This is a genomic window from Pseudomonas sp. LPB4.O (assembly GCF_038383825.1).
GTDB classification, from domain to species: Bacteria; Pseudomonadota; Gammaproteobacteria; order Pseudomonadales; family Pseudomonadaceae; genus Aquipseudomonas; species Aquipseudomonas putida.
In genome coordinates, this window is the sequence record NZ_CP151298.1 from 3,134,490 (window position 1) to 3,157,354 (window position 22,865).

Below are 22,865 nucleotides of genomic sequence, written 5' to 3' on the forward strand. Positions count from 1 at the left end.
GATCGGGTGCCATTTCAAATCATTTCTGGAGCTTCCATGCCTTGCTATCGACTGGACGGCTTGACGCCTGTGGTTCACCCCACAGCCTATGTGCACCCAAGCGCAGTACTGATTGGCGACGTCATCGTCGGCCCACGTTGCTACATAGGGCCCTTGGCATCGCTCAGGGGTGATTTCGGCCGCATCGTGCTGGAAGAGGGCGCCAACTTGCAGGACACCTGTGTAATGCATGGTTTTCCGGGTGGCGACACGGTGGTAGAACGAAACGGACATGTCGGTCATGGCGCTGTGCTGCACGGCTGCAAAGTGGGCGAGGACGCCTTGATCGGCATGAACGCAGTGGTGATGGATGGCGCCCATGTCGCACCACGCTGCATCGTCGCGGCGACGGCGTTCGTCAAAGCCGGCTTCGCATGTGAAGCGCAAAGCCTGGTGATGGGGTCGCCGGCCCAGGTCAAACGGCCCTTGAGCGAACAGGAGTTGGCCTGGAAGCAGCGCGGTACTGCGGAGTATCAGCACCTGGCGCAGCGCTGTATGAACAGCATGGTCGAATGCCCGCCATTGGCCGAAGCCGAACCAGGGCGCCCGCGCATGGAAGATACCGGTGTCCGACCCAAAGGCCAGGCTTCGGCATGAGCCTGGTAGCGTCACGCAATGGTCAGGCGGCCCGCCGCACAGGTATAGTCGGTGCTTTATCCGCGCACAGTTCGCCCATGAGCAATCTTGCCCCACTGAACAACCTGATCACTCGCTTTCAGGAGCAGACGCCAATCCGCGCCAGCTCACTGATCATCACCTTGTACGGCGATGCCATCGAGCCCCATGGGGGGACCGTCTGGCTGGGTAGCCTGATCAACCTGCTGGAGCCGATCGGCATCAACGAACGACTGATCCGCACGTCGATCTTTCGCCTCACCAAAGAGGGTTGGCTCACAGCTGAAAAGGTTGGCCGACGCAGTTACTACAGCCTGACGGGCACTGGCCGCCGCCGTTTCGAAAAAGCCTTCAAACGTGTCTACAGCCCGAGCCAGCCGGCCTGGGATGGCGCCTGGACGCTGGTGTTGCTGTCGCAGCTTGAGGCCGCCAAGCGCAAGGCCTTGCGTGAAGAGCTGGAATGGCAGGGGTTTGGCGCCATGGCGCCGAACCTGCTTGGCTGCCCACGGGCAGACCGCGCTGATCTGACCGCAACCTTGCGTGACCTGGAAGCCAGCGACGACAGTATCGTCTTCGAAACCCACACCCAGGAAGTGCTCGCGTCCAAGGCCATGCGCGCCCAGGTGCGGGAGAGCTGGCGTATCGATGAGTTGGGGCAGCAGTACAGGGAGTTCATCCAGCTGTTCAGGCCGCTGTGGCAGAGCCTGAAAGAGCAGCAATTGCTCGATGCGCAAGATTGCTTCCTGGCGCGCACCCTGCTGATTCACGAGTACCGCCGCCTGCTGTTGCGCGACCCGCAACTGCCAGACGAGCTGCTGCCAGGGGATTGGGAGGGAAGAGCTGCGCGGCAGTTGTGCCGTAACCTGTATCGGCTGGTGTTTGCCAAGGCAGAGGAGTGGCTGAATGCGGCGCTGGAGACGGCCGACGGGCCTTTGCCGGATGTGAACGAGGGTTTCTACCAGCGCTTTGGCGGGCTGGCCTGAACAAAAATGCTACAGCCAGGGCAATTGCAGGGCCACTGGTGGGCTGGCTGCCGTCGTGTCGCTTCCTTTGTAGTGAGCTGCCCAATACTGTCTCAACGGCCTCTAGAAGGTGCTGCTGAGCAGCCAACCGAACACGCCGCAGCCCAGGACAACCAACCATGCCGGCCACTTCCAGAACATCAGGGCCATCAAGGCGATCAGCGCCCATGCCAAGTCTGCTGGCTTGGCGATGGCGCTCGTCCACACCGGTTGGTACAAGGCAGCCAGCAGAAGTCCGACCACGCCGGCGTTTACCCCGGCAAGCGCTGACTGGCTGCGGGCGCTGCGCCGCAGTGTTTCCCAGAAGGGAACCACACCGATCACCAACAGGAAGGAGGGGGTGAAAATGGCGAGAATGCCAACGGTCGCGCCCACCCAGCCGGATGGCTGCACGCTCATCGAGGCGCCCAGAAAGGCTGCAAACGTGAAGAGTGGGCCCGGTATGGCCTGCGCCAGGCCATAACCTGCCAGAAAGGTGTCATTTGCGACCCAGCCATTGGCTACTGTGGCCGACTCAAGCAACGGTAGAACCACATGGCCGCCGCCGAATACCAGTGAGCCTGCGCTATAAAAGGCGTTGACCATTGCCAGTGCTTGCGAGGGCCAGATGCGGGTCAATAGCGGCAAGCCGATCAACAAGGCAAAGAACACTACCAGCGCAGCCAGCCCGGCCTTTCGGCTGACTGAAAACGGCAGCTCTTCCCCTGCAGGGGAGCCCGGAGGCTTGAGCAGGATCAAGCCTGTGATGGCCGAGCCTGAGATCACGGCTATTTGCCCGATTGCGTTGGGTAACAACAGCGCGGTACAGGCAGCGAGCAGGGCGATGGTTACCCGTGCAACATCGGTGCAAAGGCTACGTGCCATGCCCCACACCGCCTGGGCCACCACGGCGACTGCGACGATTTTCAGGCCGTGCAACAGGCCACTTGGGGCGCCACCTCCCCATGCACCCAGGCCCTGAGCACACAGCGTCAACAGGATGGCCGATGGCAATGTGAACCCTGCCCACGCGGCGACAGCGCCCGCGAACCCCGCCCGTGAAAGGCCCAGAGCAATGCCGACCTGGCTGCTGGCGGGGCCGGGAAGCAGTTGGCACACGGCGACCAGCTCGGCATAACTGCGCTCACTGAGCCACTGGCGGCGCGCGACAAATGCTTCACGAAAGTAACCCAGATGCGCGATGGGGCCACCGAAAGACGTCAGCCCCAGGCGCAAGAACACCAAAAACACCGACCAGGCAGAGTCGCTGGGCTTCACGCCGCAGTGAGTGTGTTCTGACACGGCAGGCTCCTTGGGCTAGTGACGCTGTGGTTTTTTAGTTCGGACAGCCTGCCATGAGGCCTGTCGTAGCGCGTAAATCCTGCGCCGACCGCGCGGCGCCCGTATTCCCAGGCACTGAAGATCTTGCGCCAAGCCCCCCTGACTACCCGTACTCATTTGTGCGAATTTTGGTGTTCGCCACCTACGCTGTCCAGAGTCGTGATCAGCAAGAGGCAGCATGAGCGATCTCCCTACCGTTGCTACCGTCTTGTCCATGGTGCTGGGCCTTTGTGTCACACGCCTGCCTCTGGGGGCGCTGACTGTCTTCCGTATTCGGCGCAACGCAACCCCAGACTCGGTTGCCGTGGCCTGGGCGGTCATGCTCTTCACCACCCAGATGGTGGGGTGAGCGAAATCTGGCGCTGCGCATGAAAAATCTATGCAGTATTAGCGCAATATCTATACAAGATGCTATCGTTGTACAGTATTTACGCGTGATCGAGGTCAGTATGGCGCACCGTGCTCGTTGGGCTTGCCTCTGTCTGCTACTGGCTGCCTTTTCGGCGGTGGCGGGCTGGAGGGCGGAGCTGCCTGGGGCGCAACGGCTTGGGAGTGGTGAGTTCACCTGGTTTGGTCTGCGTTTGTATACAGCGCAATTATGGACAGCAGGGCAAGTTCATGACTGGAACCAGCCATTCGCCCTTGAGCTCCTCTACCACCGTTCCTTGTCCAGGGACACCTTGGTACAGGCCAGCCTCGAGGAAATGCGCCGCCTCAACGGTGGCAGCATAACGCCGCAACAACGCACGGCGTGGACCCGCGGGATTGAAGAGGCATTCGTGGATGTGCGCCCCGGCATGCGCATTACCGGCTTGTACCTGCCGGGGCAGGGCTGCCGCTTTTACGTCGACGGTAAATTCAGCCGCGAAATCGCCGACCCGGTCTTTGCCAGGGCGTTTTTTGCCATCTGGCTCGACCCCGGAGCCCGGGATACACAACTGCGCCAGCGCCTGCTTGGGCTGGCTGGCAACGACTGAGGAACATGAACATGTACAAAGTGCTGTTGCTGGTGTCCTGCCTGCTTCTGGGCAGCTGTGGCAATGTCGGTGTCGAGCACTATGCCAAGGAGCAACCGAAACTGGACCTGGCTGCATTCTTCTCGCGACCGGTGCAGGCCTGGGGGATGTTCCAGAAGCGTTCCGGGGAAGTGGTCAAGCGCTTCCACGTACGGATCGACAGCCGCCGCGAAGGCGAGCGGCTGATCCTCGACGAACATTTTCTCTACAGCGATGGCACTCGCCAGCAGCGGACCTGGACACTGGTGCCAGACGGCCCTGGCCGCTGGCGGGGTACCGCTGGGGACGTGATCGGCGAGGCGCGCGGCGAAGTGGCGGGTAACGCGCTGCGATGGCGGTACCAGTTGGACCTGCCAGTTGACGGGCGGCACTGGCAGGTAGACCTGGACGACTGGATGTACCTCATGGATGACGACACGCTGATCAACCGTTCAAGCATGAGCAAGCTGGGCGTTGAAATCGGCCAGATCACCCTGTTCTTCCGCCGCCTGCCAGAGGGCACACCATGAACCTGATCGCGCTTACCCAGCTGGTCTCGACCGGCGAAGCAAAGGAACTTGAACTGCTGTCGCTGGAGGGTGGCTTCTACCTCCTGCGTGCCTTGACCGACGCCGGCCCTGTGACATTGAGCGATGCCCATGGGCAGCCCGTTCGCGTGCGCTCCACTACCGAGCTACGGCAGCTGTTGGCCGACCTGCCAACCGTGCCCTGCATGCTGGTACAGCAGGTGGTGCATGATGAGATGTGCGGGCAACGTGACGGCCCCATTGCGCCGCTGCGCGTACCGGTAACGCTCACCAGCCAATGGTAGCCTGAACGATGCGCCTGGGCCTTGTGCTGGGTGACCAGCTGTCGTTCGACCTGGCGAGCCTGGCTGCCCTTGACCCCGCCCGCGATGCTGTTCTGATGGCGGAGGTGGAGGGTGAAGCCCGCTACGTGCCGCATCATCCGCTCAAGATCGTGCTTATATTCAGCGCCATGCGGCACTTTGCCCAGGCCCTGCGTGAGCGGGGTTGGCAGGTGCATTATGTCGAGCTCGATGCTTATGGCAATAGCGGCAGCATCGTTGGCGAGTTGCACCGCTGGCAACACACCTTGGGCGCCACGCACATTCACCTGACCGAGTGCGGAGAGTGGCGCCTGGAGCAGGCTTTGCGTGATGCCGCATTGCCCCTCGTGTGGCATCGCGACACGCGTTTTCTGTGCTCCCGGGAGGCTTTTGCGCGCTGGGCCCATGAGCGTCGTCAACTGCGTATGGAGCACTTCTACCGTGGCATGCGCAAGCGAACCGGCCTGCTTATGGAGCCCGACGGCAGCCCGGCAGGTGGGGCCTGGAATTTTGATGGTGACAACCGCAAGCCATTACCTCGCCAGTTACGTGGGCCGTTCGCTGCGCATTTCGCGCAGGACGGGATCACGGCAGCGGTGGTCGCCCTGGTCCGTCGGCGCTTCAGCGACCACTACGGGGACATCGACGGCTTTGACTACCCCGTGACCCATGCCGAGGCACAACAACTGTGGCAGCATTTTCTGGATTTTGGCCTGGCGGCATTCGGCGACTACCAGGACGCGATGGCCGAGGGCGAGCCATACCTGTTCCATGCGCGCATCAGTGCGGCGCTCAACATCGGGCTTCTGGATGTGCGATGTCTGTGTGAGGAGGTCGACCAGGCCTGGCGCGAGGGGCGGGTGCCGCTTAATGCAGCTGAAGGCTTCATTCGCCAGTTGATCGGCTGGCGCGAGTATGTGCACGGTATCTACTGGCTGCGCATGCCGGAGTATGCCGGGCTCAATCACCTGGGCAACGACCGAGCGTTACCTGAATTCTATTGGACCGGGCGCACCCGCATGCGCTGCATGGAGCAAGCCATCGGCCAGACCCTGCGGTTGGGCTACGCGCACCATATCCAGCGACTGATGGTGACCGGCAACTTCGCCTTGCTGGCCGGTATCGTGCCCACCGCGATTTGCGAGTGGTACCTGGCGGTGTACATGGATGCCTTCGACTGGGTCGAGCTGCCCAACACGCTCGGCATGGTGATGCACGCCGACGGCGGCTACCTGGGGTCCAAGCCGTACTGCGCCAGTGGTCGATACATCCAGCGCATGTCCGATCATTGCAAGGCTTGCAGTTACAAGGTCGATCATGTGATGGAGGACGATGCCTGCCCGTTCAATGCCCTGTACTGGCATTTTCTCATCCGCCATCGTCCGCTGCTGTCGACGAACCCGCGTTTGACCCTGGTGTATCGCAGCCTGGATGCCATGACGGCTAGCCGGCGCGACGCCGTGTGGCAGCGTGGCCAGGCGCTGTTGGCGCAGCTCGATGCGCAGCAGCCGCTATGAAAAAGAGTCTTTTGCCCAGCAAGGTGTGCGTGGTGTGTGGTCGGCCGTTCAACTGGCGCAAGCGCTGGGCACGCTGTTGGGAGCAGGTGCGCTACTGCTCCGAGCGATGCCGCAGGTCAGCGCCGCGCCGCGAGGCGCGCGAGCAGGGGCAGGGCCAAGGCCCAGATCGGCATCAGTAGCAGGCCGGTTTCCAGCGTGCCCAACGGCAGGGCGACTTGTGCAACCCTTGCGCCGCCTACGTAGGCCAAGGGACCACCCAATGCGCCCAGCAGCGCACCGAGCTGCCAGTGCCTGCCGGCCCATGCCAGGCTGTGGCGCATGCCGCTGGCCAGCACCAGCCACAGCAGCGCCAGCCACAGTGGCAGCGGCCAGGCGTCGAAACCGAACACGCCCAGCGCCCCCAGCGTGCTATCGAGCACACACCCGGCCAAGGTGACGCGCAACAGCGCCTTGACCTCGGCGTTAACATCCGGGCACAGGCGCAGGTGCACCACCACACCTGCAATCACCAGCAGCAATAGCCAGGGGCGTTCGGCGCCTAGCACGCAGATCCACCAGCCTGCCTGTAACCAGACGGCATTGGCGACGAGCCAGCGCCCAGGCATCAGGCACCGTCAGGCAATGGAGCGCGACGCGCCAGTGGCGCTGCCCACAGCAGGTGTGCAACGCCGATAGTGCGTTCCTCGAAACCGCCCTGGCAGTAACACAGGTAGAACTCCCACAGGCGCTGGAACATGTCGTCGTAGCCCAGGTCCGTCAGTGCTGTGCGCGCCAGGCGCAGGTTTTCACGCCAGTGCTGCAGGGTGAGGGCATAGTCCTGGCCGAAGTCCTCCATGTGCACGAGGTTGAGTGCGGTGTGCCGGCTGGCGGTGTCGAGCAACACGCTTAGCGAAGGCAGGGCGCCACCTGGGAAAATATAACGTTGAATGAAGTCGACAGAGCGCCGCGCCTGGGCATAGCGCTGGTCGCGGATGGTGATCGCCTGCAGCAGCATCAGGCCGTCGGGCTTGAGCAGCGAGGCACACTGGCGGAAATACGCAGGCAGGTAACGATGGCCGACTGCCTCGATCATTTCGATCGAAACCAGTTTGTCGAAGGTGCCTTGCAGGTCGCGGTAGTCTTCGCGCAGCACCTTCACGCGCAGCTCAAGCCCCAAGGCTTGAACACGCGCCAGGGTATGGCTGTACTGGGCATCGGAGAGCGTTGTGGTGGTGACCCTGCAGCCGTAACGGGTGGCTGCGTGGATTGCCAGGCTGCCCCAGCCGCTGCCAATTTCCAGCAGGTGATCGTCGGGGTGCAGTTCAAGTTTCTGGCAGATGCGCTCCAGCTTGCGCAACTGGGCGTGCTCCAGTGTTTGCCCAGCATGTTCGAATTGGGCCGCTGAATACATCATGGTGGGGTCCAGCAGCCGCTCGAACAGGGCATTGCCCAAATCGTAATGGGCCAGAATATTGCGCCGGGCACCGCGTTTGTTGTTGCGGTTGAGCCGGTGCAGAAGGCGCAGGGCAGGGCGGCCGAAACGAGCCAGGCCACCCTCGAGCGCGTCGAGCACTTCAAGGTTGGCGACGAACAGGCGGGTCACCAGCGCCAGGTCGGGGCTTCGCCAATAGCCGTGGATGTAGGCCTCGCCAGCACCGATCGAACCATTGCCGGCGATCAGGCTCCAGGAGGCGTCATCGAGGATCTCCACCTCGGCCTGCAACGGGCTGTCGACATCACCGAAACTCCACTGCTGCCCGTGGCAGAGCAGGCGCAGGTGGCCGTGGCGAAGCTTGCCCAGCTGGGCGAGCACGGCGCTTCGTGCCAGACCGCCGAGCAAGGGCGCAAGGCCTGCGAACTTGCTAACGCTCAGTGTGGGATTTGACATCATCAGGGTCCTCGCAAGGTTGGCCCAGCGCCAGGTCATTCTGGCTGGTGGTGTGGTCATGCACGGGGGTGCGTTTGAGTAGCAGGCGTAGCGCTTGCCAGTAGATGGCCGAGACAGTGCGCAGACTCATCCATGGGAAGGTCATGACATATCGACGTAGTGCGGTTCCATCCAGTGGTTGACGGTGCAGGGCGAGGTCGGCCTCGAACACCTTGCGGCCGTCCCGCCAGTTCTGCATGTGGATGCGTACATGGTCTGCGCTCAGGAAAAAGCGCAGGTGATAGTCCATGTCTACCGGCATGAACGGTGAAACATGGAAGGCCTTGGCCACGGTGAACTGCTTGGCAAGGTTTTCTTGCACCGGCAGTACGTAATGAAAACGCTCACGCCACGGGGTGTTGCGCACCTCCATCAGGATTGCGGTCAGGCAGCCGTCGCGGTCGTGGCAGAAATAGAAGCTCACCGGATTGAACGACAGCCCCCAGCAACGCAGTTGCGTGAGCAGCCGTACCGGGCCTTCGGGCATATGCCCAGTGGCCTGACACACCAGCAAGCGAGCGGCCTGTGCCAGGGTTTTGCCGTGGCGGGTCTGCGCTGGCAGGTAGTCGGTCTCGCGCCAGCACAGCGGTGCGAGGCGCCAGCGCCCCAGCCAGCGTGACAGGCCCATCAGCCAGGCTTGTTCGTCCAGGTCCACGTAGAACATGCCAATCCGGTAACGGAAAGCATGGCACCGCGGGGTCAGCCGACGGTGACTGATCCAGCCCAGACAAAGGCTGCTGTTCACAATTGCTCTCCGAAGTGCGCAGCCACCTTCAGCGCGCTGACTACCCCGTCCTCATGAAAGCCGTTTCCCCAGTAAGCGCCACAGAAGTAACTGTGCTGCTGACCCTGCAGTTGTGCCTGGCACGCCTGTGCGGCGGACGCGGCAATGCTGTACTGCGGATGGGCATACTGGAAGCGCGCGATCACCTGCGCCGGGTCTATCAGCGCGGTCTGGTTGAGGCTCACGCAGAAGGTTGTCGGTGCCTGGATTCCTTGCAGGATGTTCATGTTGTAGGTCAGCGCGGCGGGAGCCTGCTCGGGGCCGCCCAGGCGGTAGTTCCAGCTGGCCCAGGCGCTCTTGCGGCGTGGCAGCAGGCGGGTATCGGTGTGCAGCACCACATCGTTGCTGGCGTAGCCAATGGCGCTGAGTACAGCGCGCTCCAGCATGGTTGGGGTTTCCAATACCGCAAGAGCCTGGTCGCTGTGGCAGGCGAACACCACATTGTCGAAGCGTTCGGTGCCGGCCGCGCTCACCAGAGTCACGCCTCCCTCGTCGCGGCTGACCCGGGATACCTTGCAGTTGAGGCGTATGCGTTCAGCAAACGGTCTGCACAGCGGCGCGACATAGCTGCGTGAACCGCCTTCAACCACCCGCCACTGTGGCCGTTGGTTGACCGACAGCAAGCCGTGGTTGCGACAGAAACGGACAAAGAACTCAAGGGGGAAATGGAGCATGTCGGCGCGGGACATCGACCAGATCGCAGACCCCATCGGCACGATATAGTGGTCGATGAAGCGCTGCCCGTAGCGCTGTGTCTGAAGGTAGGCGCCCAAGGTGGTATCTGTATCGATTCGCTGGTTGTCCAGATCGGCCAGCGCCTGGCGGTTGAAGCGCAGAATATCCCTTATCATGCCCCAGAAACCTGGCGACACCAGGTTACGGCGTTGAGCAAACAGTGTGTTCAGATCGTGACCGTTGTACTCCAGGCCAATGACCGGATCATGCACGGAAAAACTCATTTCGGTCGGTTGCGAGGTGACCTTGAGCTGGTCGAGCAAGCGTATGAAGTTGGGGTAGGTCCAGTCGTTGAAAACGATGAAGCCGGTATCTATTGCATGGCGCTGGCCCTTCCAGACCACATCGAGGGTGTGCGTGTGCCCTCCAATCCATTGCTCGGCTTCGAAAACCGTGACTTCATGCTTGCGTGACAGCAGGTGGGCGCAGGTCAGCCCCGCGATGCCACTGCCGATGATTGCGATACGCATGGATCATCATTCCTGTTCATGACGGGCGAGGCGTTGGCCGAGTGCCAAGCGCAGGCGCGCGGGTAGCGCCCCTGACAGGCGCAACACCAATGTGAAAAGACCGGGACAGTTGATTTCCAGGGGCGGGGCAGGGCAGCCGCGTGGGGAAATCGTTGCGACGTATGAGTGGCGTGTCGACGAAGCCAGGGCTGACCAGGGTGACCGCGGGCCAGGCGTGGGTGGCAAAACTGCAGCGTCCAGCGCAGATAGCCTTGCCGTGGTCTTAGCTCGTCGTACAGTTTTTCCCGCGTGTCGATGTTAGCCCCATCGAGCCTGGCGAGGCGCACGACGAATTGCTGTAGGTACGCTGGCATGCTGGGCCCCAGGAAATCCTGTACAAAAGTTGTTTGTTGTACAGGTATAGCTGAAAGCCAAGCATTAATCTATACAGAAAGACGATCTTGTATAGGTTTTTGTCAATGCTCTATCTGTCCCAGTTGCCGGCGCAATTCAGCCACTTCAGCCTCCAGCGCGCGTACTTTCTCCTCGGCGCATATCTGCGCGGTGACGTCGCGCTGAATGCCGATGTAGTACGTCAGCTGGTCCGCTTCGTTGTACACGGGCGTGATGGACAACTCATTCCAGAACAGGCTCCCGTCCTTGCGGTAGTTGCGAAGCACCTGGCAGCAGGGGCGGCCTTCGCGGATCGCCTCGCGGATGGTTGCCACGCCCGCCTGGTCATGATCTTCGCCCTGAAGAAAACGGCAGTCCTGATAGAGGATATCGTCGGCGCAATAGCCGGTCAGGCGCTCGAAGGCGGGGTTGGCGTAAATCAGGATGCTTTCAGTGCCTTCCTGCTCGGCGACGACGATGCCATCGTTGGAATGCTCGACCATCAGTTGCAGGAGTTTCGCGGTGATCATAGGGCCCACCTACAGGCGTTTTGTATGCGATATGCGCAGCGTAGCTTCTGTGCAGAAGGTATCGGCGCTGTTTGTTGCATGATGGACCAAGGAGGCTCGCCGCAGAAGGTGCATATGGGTTTAGAATGGCCTACCACTCGGATATCCCCTCGTTATGACTGACGCTACCCCACCCGATTTGCTACCTATGCGCGATGTTGTCAGCTTGACCGGCATCAATCCGGTGACCCTGCGTGCCTGGGAGCGGCGGCATGGGTTGATACGTCCGCAGCGCACCGAGGGTGGCCACCGACTTTACACGGCGCGGGATGTACAGCGCATACGCGACATCTTGCGCTGGACAGCAAGCGGCCTGTCCGTCAGCAAGGTCGGTGATCTGCTCGCAGCCCAGCCTGAGGCGTCTGTGCAGCAGCATTCGGCCTTTGACGATTGGCGCGCGGCCGTTGTGCGCGCAACCAAGGCATTCGATCGGCCGGCACTGGAAGGGATCCATGGTCAGTTGTTCACACTCTTGCCCAAGGCCACCGTGCTGCGTGAAGTGCTGATGCCAGTGTGGCATGACCTGGCTTCAGGCACTGCGCCAGGCCAGCGCAGCCAGTGGTTGTTTCTCGACACTTTCCTGCGCGCCCGCTTGCTGCTGCGTCTGCAGGTGAACCAGGTCGATGCGCCGCAGGTTTTGCTAGCCGGTAGCGAGGGGCAAGCCGAACTCAGTGTGTTGTGCGCCGCGCTACTGTTGAGCAGTGAGCTACAGCGTATCGAGGTGCTCGGTTGCGGGCAGCCACTTGAAGAGCTACCCATCGTGTGTGCGGCCATGCAGCCTGCGGCACTGGTGATAAAAGTCCAGGTGCCGGTGGGACCCGGCTTGGCCAAGCGCTTGCGGTCGTTGCAGATGGAAATCGCGTGCCCGCTGGCCCTGATAGGCGAAGGGCTGGTCGATTCGCAACCCGCCCTGAGCGGAATCCCGCTATGCCTGCTGGACGAGGGGGGCGCCGACGCCTCGCGCATGCTGAACGCCTTGCACCGCGGTGCTCTTGACGTTTGACCGAGGGGCTTGTCCCTTTGCCGTCATGCCTGAACCTCGCCACTTTCGGCAATCAGCCCGAACGCGGGTTGTTTAATTTGAGGTCGTGAAGAGTAGGGCAGATGGCTCGTAAGCTTCCTGAAGAACAGCACTTCAATAACTACACTAAATGTCTATTTAGTGTAGTTATCAGCAATTATCGTCCAAACAATGAACAATGCAGAGATATAATCACTGGTTTTTTGTTGGTGCAAGCAATATCAAGCTTCCGCCGCCTGTTTGAACGGAGCAGGCGGCGGGCTTTTGATACCCTGCAACCAGTCGCAGTAGCGCGCCACGCCTTGCTGGACGGTCAATGTGGGTGAATGGTAACCGGCAGCGCGTAAGCGCTCCAGGTCAGCACAGGTGTAGCACTGGTATTTGCCACGCAAATGATCAGGAAATTCGCTGTACTCAAGCACCCCCTCAAGCAAGGCAATCTCAAGTGACAAGGGCGATTGGTCTTGTTGCTCACGCAGCCGATTGATCACAGCCAAGGCAACGTCATTGAACGGCTGGGCGCGACCACTGCCGACATTGAAGATACCGCTCAACTGTGGGCGCTCAAGGAAGAACATATTGACCTTGACCACATCATCCACAGAGACAAAATCACGCAGATGGCCACCGCCGGGATAGTCACCATAACTGCCGAACAGGCTGACTTTTCCATGGGACTGGTACTGGTTGAAGCAGTGCAGGGCCACTGACGCCATCGCACCTTTATGCTGTTCATGGGGCCCGTAGACGTTGAAATAACGCAAGCCGACGACCTGGCTGCTTGCTGTCATCAACTGCCGGCGTACCTGTTGATCAAACAGGAACTTGGAATAGCCATAGACGTTTAGCGGGCGCTCACACTCACGTTGTTCGCGAAAATCCTGCCCGGCGCCATACACAGCTGCCGATGACGCATATAAAAGCGGGACCCGTTGTTGCTGCGCAGACGCCAGCAATTCACGGCTGAACCGGTAGTTGTTATCCATCATGAAACGACCATCAGCTTCGACGGTGCTTGAACACGCACCCTGGTGCAGCACAGCACGCACGCTTCCAAACTCACCACAAGCAAAGCGATCGAGAAAATCGTCCTTGTCCAGGTAGTCGGCAATTTCACAGTCGGCCAGGTTGCGGAATTTGTCGCCATCGGTCAGATCGTCGACGGCGATGATCTCGGTTTCGTTGCGCTGGTTGAGCGCCTGTACGAGATTGCTACCAATGAATCCTGCGGCACCGGTTACGATGATGGTCATGACAGATTCCCCGTGAGGGTACGGTGCCCGCATTTTAATCAAGGGAACGAGAGCCAACCTTAACCTGGGTCAACGAATGAACCGGGTTCGACGCATGAGGGCCTTGAGCAGGCTCACCATCTGGGCAACCACGGTGCAGCGCTAAAATACGAATGTTCGGATAATGCATATTATGTTAAATCTGATGTCGGGCAGATACCCCTGTGGTGTGACCAGCCGTCGGTGTCCACTTCCATTAACCCCCGGTCGGTTTTGCACAAACCTCCGCTCGATGCAAAATCAGTCCGTTGCATCACCATCTTCACATCCTCTCTTAGATTGCCCTGTCACGAATCTCCGTTTCACCACCTGACGCTCTGAAAACTGGCCAGCACCAGGTACGTTTGCTAAACGTAGATGCACAACTCAGAGATTTTAGCGCGCGGGTCCAATGACGCGGCCGTTCATCCCATAGTACCTGGTACGTCGACCGGCTCATCAACTGGATTGCCCACAACGGGAGCCCGTGTAATCCCCACCGGCAATACAACACCTGCGTCCAAGGTTTGGAAAAGATGCTCAATCTGCGTCAAACAGTTCATGGATTTCTACCTTAAGAACGTTGATGCCTCTCGGGAAAAAGTCGCACTGAAAACGCCGAAATCGCTAGTATTTAAACGCCCAGAAGCTCTTCGCACCATCTCCGATGAGGTGCTTGAGTGATTGCCCAAGCGGCTGATGACATCCGGCGTCTGACTGCGGTCATGCTGTCAAAGTCTTCGCTTGAAAAGCCTGAGCCCTGATTTCAGTGCAAGCGCCCTCACCTACTTTTTGCTGAGTTCTCTCCTTGTAGGCTTTGGCTTGCGCAAGGGAGACGGCACTTGCGATGGGTTTCGGCATGATTACCACGGCGGCACCTTGGGGAAAGCAAAAAACCTGATCCTTCAGCTGTGAAGGATCAGGCTCTGCATGGCTTAGAGACCCAATTCAGTTAAACTTGGGTGATCATCTGGCCGGCGACCCAGTGGCCAGTGGAACTTACGCTCGCTTTCCTTGATAGGCATATCGTTGATGCAGGCAAAACGGCGGTGCATCAGGCCATCTGCTTCGAACTCCCAGTTTTCATTGCCATAGGAGCGGAACCAGTTGCCCGAATCGTCGTGCCACTCGTAAGCGTACCGTACGGCGATGCGGTTTTCAGTAAACGCCCAGAGCTCTTTGATCAGACGGTAGTCCAGCTCCTTCTTCCACTTGCGAGTTAGGAAACCCTCGGCTTCTTCGCGATTGGTCGCAAACTCGGCGCGGTTACGCCATTGGGTGTCCAGCGTGTAGGCGAGCGAGATTTTTTCGGGTTCGCGAGTATTCCAAGCATCCTCAGCGAGTCGGACTTTTTCAATCGCCGATTCGCGAGTGAAAGGAGGAAGTGGCGGACGAGCTTGTTCGTTGGGCATGAGGGTGCCTCCAATCATTTAGATCGTTCAGTGGAATTAGCGTTTCTGGAACGTTAAGCGCTTGTGCGCGGTACTTCTTTGAGCAAAATGTTAGCGATTTCTTTAGCACTATCCAGGGCGGTGAAATCACCCATTACCCGGGCCACGGTTATAGTGCCCTCTATAAGCACGAACAACTGCCTAGCCAAAATAATCGGATCTTTGACGCCTAAATCGCTAGTAAGCTCTAGCGTGTACTCAAGTAGCTTTTGTTTATGCAGCCTTGCGATCTGCCGAATAGGGTCGTCCGCATCGCCCACTTCTCCGGCGGTGTTAATAAAGGCACAGCCGCGAAAACCGTCCGACTCAAACCAGGTCTTTAAAACATCAAAAATGCTGAGAATGCGTTCTTGTGGAGTTTGCGCTTTTTCGCATTCACCTTTAAACCACTGCATCCAGCGTACATCGCGTGCATTCAATGCCGCTGCTGCTACATCGTCTTTATTCGCAAAATATCGATAAATACTTTTACGTGCTACGCCCGAGGTCTTTACCAGGAGATCCATGCCAGTGGCGTGAATCCCATTTTCGTAAATAAGCTTCTCGGCTGTAGCAAGAATTTTTTCGCGTGTGTCGGTCATTGGCTGATCCATGTAGCCAGAGTAGAACGATCGTTCTCCCTGGTCAAGCATCTCTTGGGATTTTTTTGATTGTACGCGTGAGATGAGTTTTCAATCGATCTCTCGCTCGAATTTGCGCCCAGCAGCCCGGATGGCACCGGCTATGCCGGTGTTCGCGGATGAACCCGCTCCCACAAGGTAGCTCTCAGGCGCAGCGGCGGCTACGGGTCGAAACCTGCCGGTTGCGAGAGGCGGCTATCGCTCCATCGCTGCCCATGCATCCGCACATGAGAGGATTGACATAGTTGCCCAAGGCAATAATATAGATGCCAAAAGCAACTATATGAGCATTTTCATGACTACAACCCTCCTGGAGCGCGCTGACATCGTCCGCCGTTTCAACCGCTTCTACACACGGCAGATTGGCGCGCTGCAAGAGCACCTGCTTCAAGCCGAATTCTCCTTGACCGAGGCACGCATCCTCTTTGAATTAGGCGCTAGTGCTGGCCTGAAGAGTTCAGATCTCTGCCATTTGCTCGGCCTGGACGCCGGCTACCTCAGCCGATTAATCGGTGGCTTCGAGAAAAAAGGGCTGATCAGCAGATCTCGGTCGGCAATCGACGCCCGAGCCTCTCAAATCCAGCTCACCGAGCCAGGTCGTCAGGTGCTGGCCTCGCTGGAGCAAGCCGCTCGTGAAGAAGTCATGTTGATGTTGCAAGGCTTATCTGAGCCCCAGCAAGAGCAATTGATCCAAGCCATGAGAAAGATCCAGACTCAATTGGGCGACGGTGATCGTTCCTACATCCTGCGCGATCCACAAGCGGGCGACATGGGTATTGTTGTTCAGCAACAAGCGCAACTCTATGCCCGCGAATACGGTTGGAATATGGAGTTCGAAGCGCTGGTGGCGGAAATCGTCGCCAACTACCTTCGTGAATTCGACCCGTCCTGCGAGCGATGCTGGATCGCGGAAAAAGAAGGCACAGTCATCGGTTCGGTCTTTGTCGTCAAACATGACCAGACGACCGCCAAGCTGCGGATGCTCTACGTTGACGCGAGCGTCAGGGGCATGGGAATCGGCAATCGGTTGCTGGAAGAGAGTATTCGGTTTGCGCGGCTCGCGGGCTACAAGCACATGATCCTCTGGACAACCAGTGTGCTTGTCGATGCCCGAAAGCTCTATCAGAAAGCAGGTTTCCAATTGGTCGAAGAAGAACAGGTACACAGCTTCGGAAAAGACCTCGTCAGCCAGACTTGGGCTCGGGAACTGTAAGTGTCGGGAGCACTGGCCGCGAGGGATCGAATTCTGCCAGTGCTGAACGGCTGCAATGGGTCGAAAGCTGTCAGTGATGGAGGCCGTTCGACCTAGAGCTGATACGCCAACTTGGTTGCAGTCATCCCTCCTGAATACGCCGCAAGGCTAAGCGCAAAAGCTTAGGCATGGTCACCGGCCGCACTGCCTGCCGTGGTATGGAGAGGTGAGACGCTTCAAGAGGTTCCCACGAGGAGAATGGGTCTTAGGAAGGCTGTCGTGAACCGACCCCTAGGGTCGGCCTGGGGTCCGCCCTACCGGGCTTCCATGCTCACGCCTCTGGCCCATTGGGCCGGCGCGCTCCGCTTACCCTTTTTGAACTCAAGATTCAAGGAAGTGAACCGTCGCAAATCTCTGTCGCAGATCACGCGCATAGGACTGCCCTGCGTATCGCGTATATGAATCAGTAAGAGAGTAGTGTTGATAAGCATTGTAAATAATTTCTTGATTTCTAAGGCATTGCTTAATACTCCCTGAGCGATACGGCACCCTCAGAGTTGATCTACGCTTTGAAGAAACCGGCTGATCGAAGAAACATTGCGCACGATCGTTGCAGCTATGCGCTGGTGGTAAGGGATGGCCCATCTTCGGCTCCGACACCCTCATCGCCATCCGCTGGGGTACGCTCCGTGAGATCCAAACAGCCCTTGTTTGTCGCTCTGTTTCTCACGCTGTTCATCGGTGGCTGTACGACACACAATGCACCCCATGAACCCAGTCAGGCCTTGCCCGCCAACAATTCGGCGTTCGGTCGTTCGATTCAGGCGCAGGTAGCGCCCCACCATGGACGATCGGGCTTTCGGCTGTTCCCGGAGAGTGCCGAGGCTTTTGCCGCCCGCGCCGAGCTGATTCGCAGCGCTCAAAGCAGCATTGACCTGCAGTACTACATCGTCCATGACGGTATCAGTACCCGGATACTGCTGAGCGAGCTACTCCTCGCTGCCGACCGTAAAGTGCGTGTGAGGATTTTGCTCGATGACACCACCAGCGATGACCTGGAGGAAACCATCGCGACTCTGGCGACGCATCCGTATATACAGATCCGAGTGTTCAATCCTCTCCATTTGGGCCGCAGTACCGTGGTGACACGCACGATGGGTCGACTCTTCAACCTGTCGCTTCAACACCGGCGTATGCACAACAAGCTGTGGGTGGTAGACAACTGTGTGGCCATCGTCGGAGGTCGCAATCTGGGCGACGAGTATTTCGATGCCGAGCCCAACAGAAATTTTACTGACATTGACATGCTCAGTGTCGGCCCGGTCGCAGAACAGTTGGGACATAGTTTTGACGAGTACTGGAACAGTGCCCTCAGCAAGCCCATCGAGCAGTTTATATCGTTCAAGCCGACGAGCAGAGACCTGAAAGATCTTCGGACTCGGCTGGATGCCTCCTTGGAGGAAACGCGCACTCAGAATCATGCGCTCTATCAACACTTGATGAGCTATACCACTCAGCCTCGCCTGAATAACTGGCGCCGGGAATTGATTTGGGCCTGGAACAAAGCGATGTGGGATGCACCTAGCAAAGTATTGGCGAGTGGTGAACCCGCTGCGCACTTGCTGTTGGCTACTCAGTTGGCACCCGAACTCAACGGGGTAAGTAAGGAGCTAATTTTGGTGTCGGCCTACATGGTGCCGGGCTATCCCGCGGTGGTGTACCTGACCCGTCGAGCCGACGCCGGCGTGTCAATCAGCTTGCTTACAAACTCTCTGGAGGCCACCGACGTACCGGCTTCGCACGGTGCTTACGCGCCCTATCGCAAGACCTTACTCGAGCATGGCGTGCAGTTGTTCGAGTTACGTCGCCAAGCAGGTGATCGTAGCGACAGCGATACTAGGCCGCGTTTCTCTCGCAAAGGCTCTTCCAGCGGGCCCTCCAGCAGCTCCGACTCCAGCCTGCATACCAAGGCGATGGTTTTCGACAAGCAAAAAGCGTTTGTCGGTTCGTTCAATTTCGATTCGCGCTCTTTGCTGTGGAACACCGAAGTCGGCGTCTTGGTTGATGATCCGGAGCTCGCCGGACGGGTGCGCGAACTGGCTCTGGAAGGCATGGCATCTGCTCTGAGTTACCAGGCCCGGCTGGAAGATAATCATCTGGTCTGGGTCACCGAAGACAATGGCCAACAACGCACGTTGACCACAGAACCGGGGGGCTGGTGGCGGCGCTTCAATTCGTGGCTCAGCAGCACGATAGGACTTGAAAAGATGCTATAGCGTGGGAAGGACAAATCATGCGGATGTGGACGAGAGGCCCCAGGCGGGTTATCAGTCAACTGATAATGGCGGTGAGTGTTTGCGTTATCGCAATCATCGTTGACACACGGGTAGTAGCCCTGCCTCAAACCGCTAATGAAATAAGGGGATTGCTAGAGTTTGTAGAGCAGAGTGACTGCACATTTATTCGTAACGGAGCGGAATACTCAGGCGCCCGAGCTCGAGCGCACCTAGAGCGGAAGCTAGATTACCTCAAAAGCAAGAACAGGGTGAAAAGCGCGGAAGACTTCATCGACCTTGCTGCGACTAAAAGCAGCTTGAGTGGCCGTGCCTACGAGGTGCGATGCTCAGATGGTAGGAAACCGGCAGCCATCTGGTTGCACAGAGAGCTTCAAAGGCAACGGCAATTTCACTGAATCTCTTATTGAGCCAAGAGAAGGCTGGGACGTCAGGAGCCAAGCGTCCGTAGATAGCAAAAAACGGCAATGCTTGAAAAGACACCGGCATTAGGCACGAACATGATCAAGCACATCTATCAAAAAAAGCCCGCGCGTTCACGCGGGCCGCTCATGGAGCAACACCCGCCCTGATAAGTTTTCATGGCATTTAACGATCCGACCGGCTCGATGACCTTGCCGTTCAGTTTGTGTTGGATGCCAATTCTGCGGGCTCATAACGATGGACAAGCGCTGATAGATCTCGTGACAGCAAAGCAGCAGCTGTGGGCTTGAGCATGGTTGAGCTCAAGTCCTCCCAGCCAATCCACTTACATGCGACAATGCCTCTCCCCAGCGCCACGCTACAGCCATCAGCGAAGTCAGTGGTGAAGATATGGTGGAGTACGTTGCCTATCTCAATGATGCCCACGAGATGTAGGCCTGAGCAGTGCAACGATAGGGCCTTCCAAAGCTCTCTAGCGGCAGCCACGGTTGGAGCCTCTCCTCTCTCAAGCAGACCGTTTGGAAACTTCCATTTGGCACCCTTCCTGCGAACAAGAAGAACCTGGTCATTTCGAGTACAGATGATCGTTACTTTTGCCCCTGCTGGACGATGCTTGATGACGCTCATGAGGGATAGCACCTAAAGAACGCGCGACATCCTGAACGCTGGGACGAACTTCCTTAGGCTGATGACTGCCGGGGAGGAAGCTGAGTTCCGGCACCCTGCTCAAGTCTGGGGCTGGTGCAGCATTACGGTCACCTTGTTCAGGAGTACCTGAATGTCGAACGGTTTTGTGATCACTGCCGTGCTAGGTGTCAGGAATCCACCTTTCAAAACCGATGCCTCTGCAAAACCGGTCACGAATAGAACCCGAAGGTCTGGAAAAGCCTCACGAGCGGCATCTGCCACCTGGCGTCCATTCAGAGCACCTGGAAGCCCGACATCGGTGACGAGCAGATCATAAGGTGGGCACGAGCGAAGCGTATGCATGGCGCTAGATCCATCTTCAGCCTCATCAACTTCATATCCGGCCTCCATCAAGGCTTCCACGATGGACATGCGCACGATAGGTTCGTCATCGACTACTAGAATTCTCCCGACCCCTTGGCCGCTAAGCGCACTCTGCCTGGCCTCGCCCTCGAGTAATTCCAGTTGCCCTTCGAATTTGGGCAGCAAGAGGCGAATCGTCGTGCCCACACCTTCTTGGGAATGCACATCAATCTGGCCACCGGACTGCAGTACAAAACCGTGCACCATAGATAGCCCCAGTCCGGTGCCCTGGCCAAGTGGCTTGGTGGTGAAGAACGGGTCAAATATCCGCTTGATGTTCTCCGCAGAGATGCCCCTTCCCGAGTCAGTGACAGAAATCGCAATGTACTCGCCTGCAGGCAGGTCGGCACGAGCTGCCATCAGGTCGTCAAGTTCGATTGTCTGCGTAGTGATGGAGATCGCACCGCGCCCCTCGGGCATGGCATCACGCGAGTTGATCGCCAGGTTGAGCAGCGAACTCTCCAACTGGGCAGGGTCAATCCGGGACAACCCTAGACCCGGCTCCAGATGCGTGATGACAGTAATTGCAGGCCCCACCGAGCGATTGATCAGGTCGACCAGACCATCGATAAGTACGTTGACGTCCGTAGGCCGGGGATCGAGCGTCTGCCGCCGTGAGAATGCGAGCAGACGCTGAGTCAGCGATGCTGCTCGCTTGGCGCTGACTTGAATCCCTTCCAACAGCCGCGCCGTAGCTTCGCCTTTCCCCTGTTTCAATCGCCGTGATAGTAAATCGGCGCTTCCCAGAATCGCCGCCAGGATGTTGTTGAAGTCGTGGGCAATTCCGCCCGTTAACTGCCCAAGCGCTTCCATTTTTTGAGCTTGGCGAAGGGCTTCGTTGGCCTGTGAAAGCTCGTCTGTGCGTTGAGCGACCCGCTCTTCAAGTGTGGCTTTCGCCTGCTGTACCTGCCGATAAAGCTGGGCGTTATCGATGGCCACTGCTGCCTGGGCGGCCAGGGCGACTACCAGCCGTTCGTGCCGCTCAGTGAATTTTCCCGGTTCAGGATGACCGAAAAACAACCCTCCCAGGACATCGCCTGTTCTCGATACCACCGAGATCGCCAAGTAACTGCGTACGGGCAGATGCCCCTTAGGCATTCCATGATGGGGCTCGAACTGGCCATAGCGAGGGTCGGCCAGGATGTCCAAGGATCGAACGACACCTTCATTCCGGAAAGTAGGTGCAAACACCGGAGTGGCGCGAGGATGACCCAACTTTTCAAAGGCCGAGCGATCAGCACCTGACAAGGTATAAAGCTTCAGATGCGCGCCGGCATCGTCGACCTCATTGGCAAAGTACGAGCCAAAAGCTGCTCCTGTGAGCGACGTTGCTGCATCCGTGAGGTTTTGCACGATCCGTTCAAGGTTCAGGTCACTGGCGAACGCCGCGTTGATGTCTCGAAGGATCTCAAGCGTGCGGCTTTCCTCTTTAAGCGCCCGCTCGGTTTCCACGCGTTTCGTGACATCGAAGCCTTCGCAGAAAATACCGGTCACTACACCGGCATCGTCTAATACAGGCTCATACACGAAATCGAGGTAGCGGATCTCGACCCCATCTGATTGCCAGAGCAGCGAAATAGGCGTGCCGGTAGCGACAAACCGCTCGCCCGACTTGAACACCTCATCCAGCCAGGAAAAATAACCCTGCCCTTCCAGATCGGGGAATACATCACGTACAGAGCGGTTGAGATAGCCTCGATCACCAAAGCTCCGCCTGAAGGCCTCGTTGACGAATTCAAAGATGTGGTCAGGGCCTCGGAAGATGGTGATGAACCCCGGTGCCTGGTCAAACATACGGCGATCTCGACCCAGCATAATGTGCGACGGTACGGGTTCAAGGGCTGACGACTGTACTTCTTGCCCTTGCACCAGGACACCAACGATGTGCCCCTCAGGGGCTCTCAAAGGACTCAAGCTGAACGCCCACGGCTTTTCTCGATCCAGGCGAACCGGAAACTCCGAATCGGAAAGTAATAACAGGCTTGCCTTCTCCATTACCGCTTCGAGCTGCAGACCGACCCGCCCCCACACCGCCGTCCAGACCTCGTGCGCGGGCCTGCCCAGCCCTAGGGGATGACGGTGCCCCATGGCCGGGATCCAGTTGTCGTTGTAGAGCAGTGTTCTGTCGGCACCCCAAAGAAGTGCAGTGGGCAGATCCGAGCTGAGCAAGAAACTCACGGCGTGCCGCAGTTGCACTGGCCAGCACCCTGGATTACCTAGGGTCGTACTGGCCCAATCTACTCGACGCATCTGGGTGCCAATCTGGCCGTCGTTCGTCACGAACGATTCGATTGCTGAGCGCTGATCACCGTAATCCATAGGACAAATCACCACGGGGGGAGCCCTATA

23 protein-coding genes and 2 pseudogenes are annotated in these 22,865 nt (G+C 58.5%); 12 read left to right on the plus strand and 13 right to left on the minus strand.

Translation table 11 applies throughout. The features are described 5' to 3' along the window. Positions 1-36: 36 nt before the first annotated feature. Together paaY and paaX are read left to right on the plus strand one after the other, a co-directional pair. Entirely contained in the window at positions 37-636 is a 600-nt protein-coding gene (gene paaY / locus MRBLPB4O_RS14010) for a phenylacetic acid degradation protein PaaY (RefSeq protein WP_016499682.1), read from the plus strand. A 77-nt stretch (positions 637-713) separates the two neighbouring features. Continuing rightward, positions 714-1,637, plus strand: coding sequence for a phenylacetic acid degradation operon negative regulatory protein PaaX (gene paaX / locus MRBLPB4O_RS14015; protein ID WP_341795566.1), 924 nt, complete (start codon positions 714-716; stop codon positions 1,635-1,637). 102 nt (positions 1,638-1,739) lie between these two features. Here the strand turns inward: paaX and chrA are convergent, their stop codons facing one another. Further along, a complete protein-coding gene (chrA, locus tag MRBLPB4O_RS14020; RefSeq protein WP_341795567.1) occupies positions 1,740-2,957 on the minus strand; it encodes a chromate efflux transporter in 1,218 nt (405 codons plus the stop codon). Positions 2,958-3,174: 217 nt separating this feature from the next. On the opposite strand from chrA, the gene MRBLPB4O_RS14025 reads away from it, so the two are divergent. The 6 genes from MRBLPB4O_RS14025 to MRBLPB4O_RS14050 all read left to right on the plus strand — a co-directional run bounded on the left by MRBLPB4O_RS14025 (position 3,175) and on the right by MRBLPB4O_RS14050 (position 6,537). Next, entirely contained in the window at positions 3,175-3,345 is a 171-nt protein-coding gene (locus MRBLPB4O_RS14025) for a hypothetical protein (RefSeq protein WP_341798942.1), read from the plus strand. A gap of 100 nt (positions 3,346-3,445) precedes the next feature. After that, positions 3,446-3,973 (plus strand): chalcone isomerase family protein, encoded by a 528-nt coding sequence (locus tag MRBLPB4O_RS14030; protein WP_341795568.1) that lies wholly within the window; start codon positions 3,446-3,448, stop codon positions 3,971-3,973. 11 nt (positions 3,974-3,984) lie between these two features. Then, entirely contained in the window at positions 3,985-4,521 is a 537-nt protein-coding gene (locus MRBLPB4O_RS14035) for a DUF3833 domain-containing protein (protein WP_341798883.1), read from the plus strand. Beyond that, complete coding sequence (locus tag MRBLPB4O_RS14040) at positions 4,518-4,823, plus strand: DUF6482 family protein (RefSeq protein ID WP_016499695.1); 306 nt, start codon at positions 4,518-4,520, stop codon at positions 4,821-4,823. Before MRBLPB4O_RS14035 ends, MRBLPB4O_RS14040 begins: the two co-directional genes overlap by 4 nt. An 8-nt stretch (positions 4,824-4,831) precedes the next feature. Then, a complete protein-coding gene (locus MRBLPB4O_RS14045; protein WP_341795569.1) occupies positions 4,832-6,358 on the plus strand; it encodes a cryptochrome/photolyase family protein in 1,527 nt (508 codons plus the stop codon). Next, entirely contained in the window at positions 6,355-6,537 is a 183-nt protein-coding gene (locus MRBLPB4O_RS14050; RefSeq protein WP_082421981.1) for a DUF2256 domain-containing protein, read from the plus strand. The genes MRBLPB4O_RS14045 and MRBLPB4O_RS14050 overlap by 4 nt, the downstream gene beginning before the upstream one ends. On the opposite strand, the gene MRBLPB4O_RS14055 is transcribed toward MRBLPB4O_RS14050, so the two are convergent. The 7 genes and pseudogenes from MRBLPB4O_RS14055 to MRBLPB4O_RS14085 form a co-directional block, all read right to left on the minus strand. Continuing rightward, positions 6,475-6,963 (minus strand): DUF2878 domain-containing protein, encoded by a 489-nt coding sequence (locus MRBLPB4O_RS14055; RefSeq protein WP_341795570.1) that lies wholly within the window; start codon positions 6,961-6,963, stop codon positions 6,475-6,477. The two genes, MRBLPB4O_RS14050 and MRBLPB4O_RS14055, sit on opposite strands and share 63 nt — an antisense overlap. After that, entirely contained in the window at positions 6,963-8,225 is a 1,263-nt protein-coding gene (locus MRBLPB4O_RS14060; protein ID WP_341795571.1) for a cyclopropane-fatty-acyl-phospholipid synthase family protein, read from the minus strand. Before MRBLPB4O_RS14060 ends, MRBLPB4O_RS14055 begins: the two co-directional genes overlap by 1 nt. Further along, positions 8,200-9,009: a DUF1365 domain-containing protein gene (locus tag MRBLPB4O_RS14065; RefSeq protein WP_341795572.1), complete on the minus strand. Its 810-nt coding sequence runs from the start codon at positions 9,007-9,009 to the stop codon at positions 8,200-8,202. The genes MRBLPB4O_RS14060 and MRBLPB4O_RS14065 overlap by 26 nt, the downstream gene beginning before the upstream one ends. Further along, positions 9,006-10,253 (minus strand): FAD-dependent oxidoreductase, encoded by a 1,248-nt coding sequence (locus MRBLPB4O_RS14070; protein ID WP_341795573.1) that lies wholly within the window; start codon positions 10,251-10,253, stop codon positions 9,006-9,008. Before MRBLPB4O_RS14070 ends, MRBLPB4O_RS14065 begins: the two co-directional genes overlap by 4 nt. A gap of 6 nt (positions 10,254-10,259) precedes the next feature. Then, positions 10,260-10,458: pseudogene (locus MRBLPB4O_RS14075) on the minus strand (short-chain dehydrogenase); the annotation flags it as partial. Then, positions 10,448-10,606 (minus strand): annotated as a pseudogene (locus MRBLPB4O_RS14080) (nuclear transport factor 2 family protein); the annotation flags it as partial. The pseudogenes MRBLPB4O_RS14075 and MRBLPB4O_RS14080, both read right to left, overlap by 11 nt. A 102-nt stretch (positions 10,607-10,708) precedes the next feature. Further along, a complete protein-coding gene (locus MRBLPB4O_RS14085; protein ID WP_016499701.1) occupies positions 10,709-11,155 on the minus strand; it encodes a PAS domain S-box protein in 447 nt (148 codons plus the stop codon). A gap of 154 nt (positions 11,156-11,309) precedes the next feature. Here MRBLPB4O_RS14085 and MRBLPB4O_RS14090 point away from each other — a divergent pair, with 154 nt between their 5' ends. Further along, positions 11,310-12,197, plus strand: coding sequence for a MerR family transcriptional regulator (locus tag MRBLPB4O_RS14090; RefSeq protein WP_341795574.1), 888 nt, complete (start codon positions 11,310-11,312; stop codon positions 12,195-12,197). Positions 12,198-12,436: 239 nt separating this feature from the next. Here MRBLPB4O_RS14090 and rfaD read toward each other — a convergent pair whose 3' ends face one another. From rfaD to MRBLPB4O_RS14105, 3 genes are all read right to left on the minus strand, one after another. After that, entirely contained in the window at positions 12,437-13,468 is a 1,032-nt protein-coding gene (rfaD, locus tag MRBLPB4O_RS14095) for an ADP-glyceromanno-heptose 6-epimerase (protein ID WP_341795575.1), read from the minus strand. Positions 13,469-14,421: 953 nt separating this feature from the next. After that, a complete protein-coding gene (locus tag MRBLPB4O_RS14100; protein WP_341795576.1) occupies positions 14,422-14,898 on the minus strand; it encodes a nuclear transport factor 2 family protein in 477 nt (158 codons plus the stop codon). Positions 14,899-14,951: 53 nt separating this feature from the next. Beyond that, positions 14,952-15,518, minus strand: coding sequence for a TetR family transcriptional regulator (locus MRBLPB4O_RS14105; protein WP_341795577.1), 567 nt, complete (start codon positions 15,516-15,518; stop codon positions 14,952-14,954). Positions 15,519-15,852: 334 nt separating this feature from the next. Between MRBLPB4O_RS14105 and MRBLPB4O_RS14110 the strand changes: the two genes are divergently transcribed. The 3 genes from MRBLPB4O_RS14110 (at position 15,853) to MRBLPB4O_RS14120 (ending at position 19,441) form a co-directional block, all read left to right on the plus strand. After that, a complete protein-coding gene (locus MRBLPB4O_RS14110; protein WP_341795578.1) occupies positions 15,853-16,770 on the plus strand; it encodes a bifunctional helix-turn-helix transcriptional regulator/GNAT family N-acetyltransferase in 918 nt (305 codons plus the stop codon). A gap of 668 nt (positions 16,771-17,438) precedes the next feature. After that, complete coding sequence (locus MRBLPB4O_RS14115) at positions 17,439-19,025, plus strand: phospholipase D family protein (RefSeq protein WP_341795579.1); 1,587 nt, start codon at positions 17,439-17,441, stop codon at positions 19,023-19,025. 65 nt (positions 19,026-19,090) lie between these two features. Continuing rightward, a complete protein-coding gene (locus MRBLPB4O_RS14120; RefSeq protein WP_341798884.1) occupies positions 19,091-19,441 on the plus strand; it encodes a DUF5329 domain-containing protein in 351 nt (116 codons plus the stop codon). Between the two features lie 223 nt (positions 19,442-19,664). Here MRBLPB4O_RS14120 and MRBLPB4O_RS14125 read toward each other — a convergent pair whose 3' ends face one another. Together MRBLPB4O_RS14125 and MRBLPB4O_RS14130 are read right to left on the minus strand one after the other, a co-directional pair. Next, on the minus strand, positions 19,665-20,093 hold the full coding sequence (locus MRBLPB4O_RS14125) for an NUDIX domain-containing protein (RefSeq protein ID WP_341795580.1): 429 nt from the start codon (positions 20,091-20,093) through the stop codon (positions 19,665-19,667). 99 nt (positions 20,094-20,192) lie between these two features. Beyond that, a complete protein-coding gene (locus tag MRBLPB4O_RS14130) occupies positions 20,193-22,835 on the minus strand; it encodes an ATP-binding protein (protein ID WP_341795581.1) in 2,643 nt (880 codons plus the stop codon). Positions 22,836-22,865: the final 30 nt, after the last annotated feature.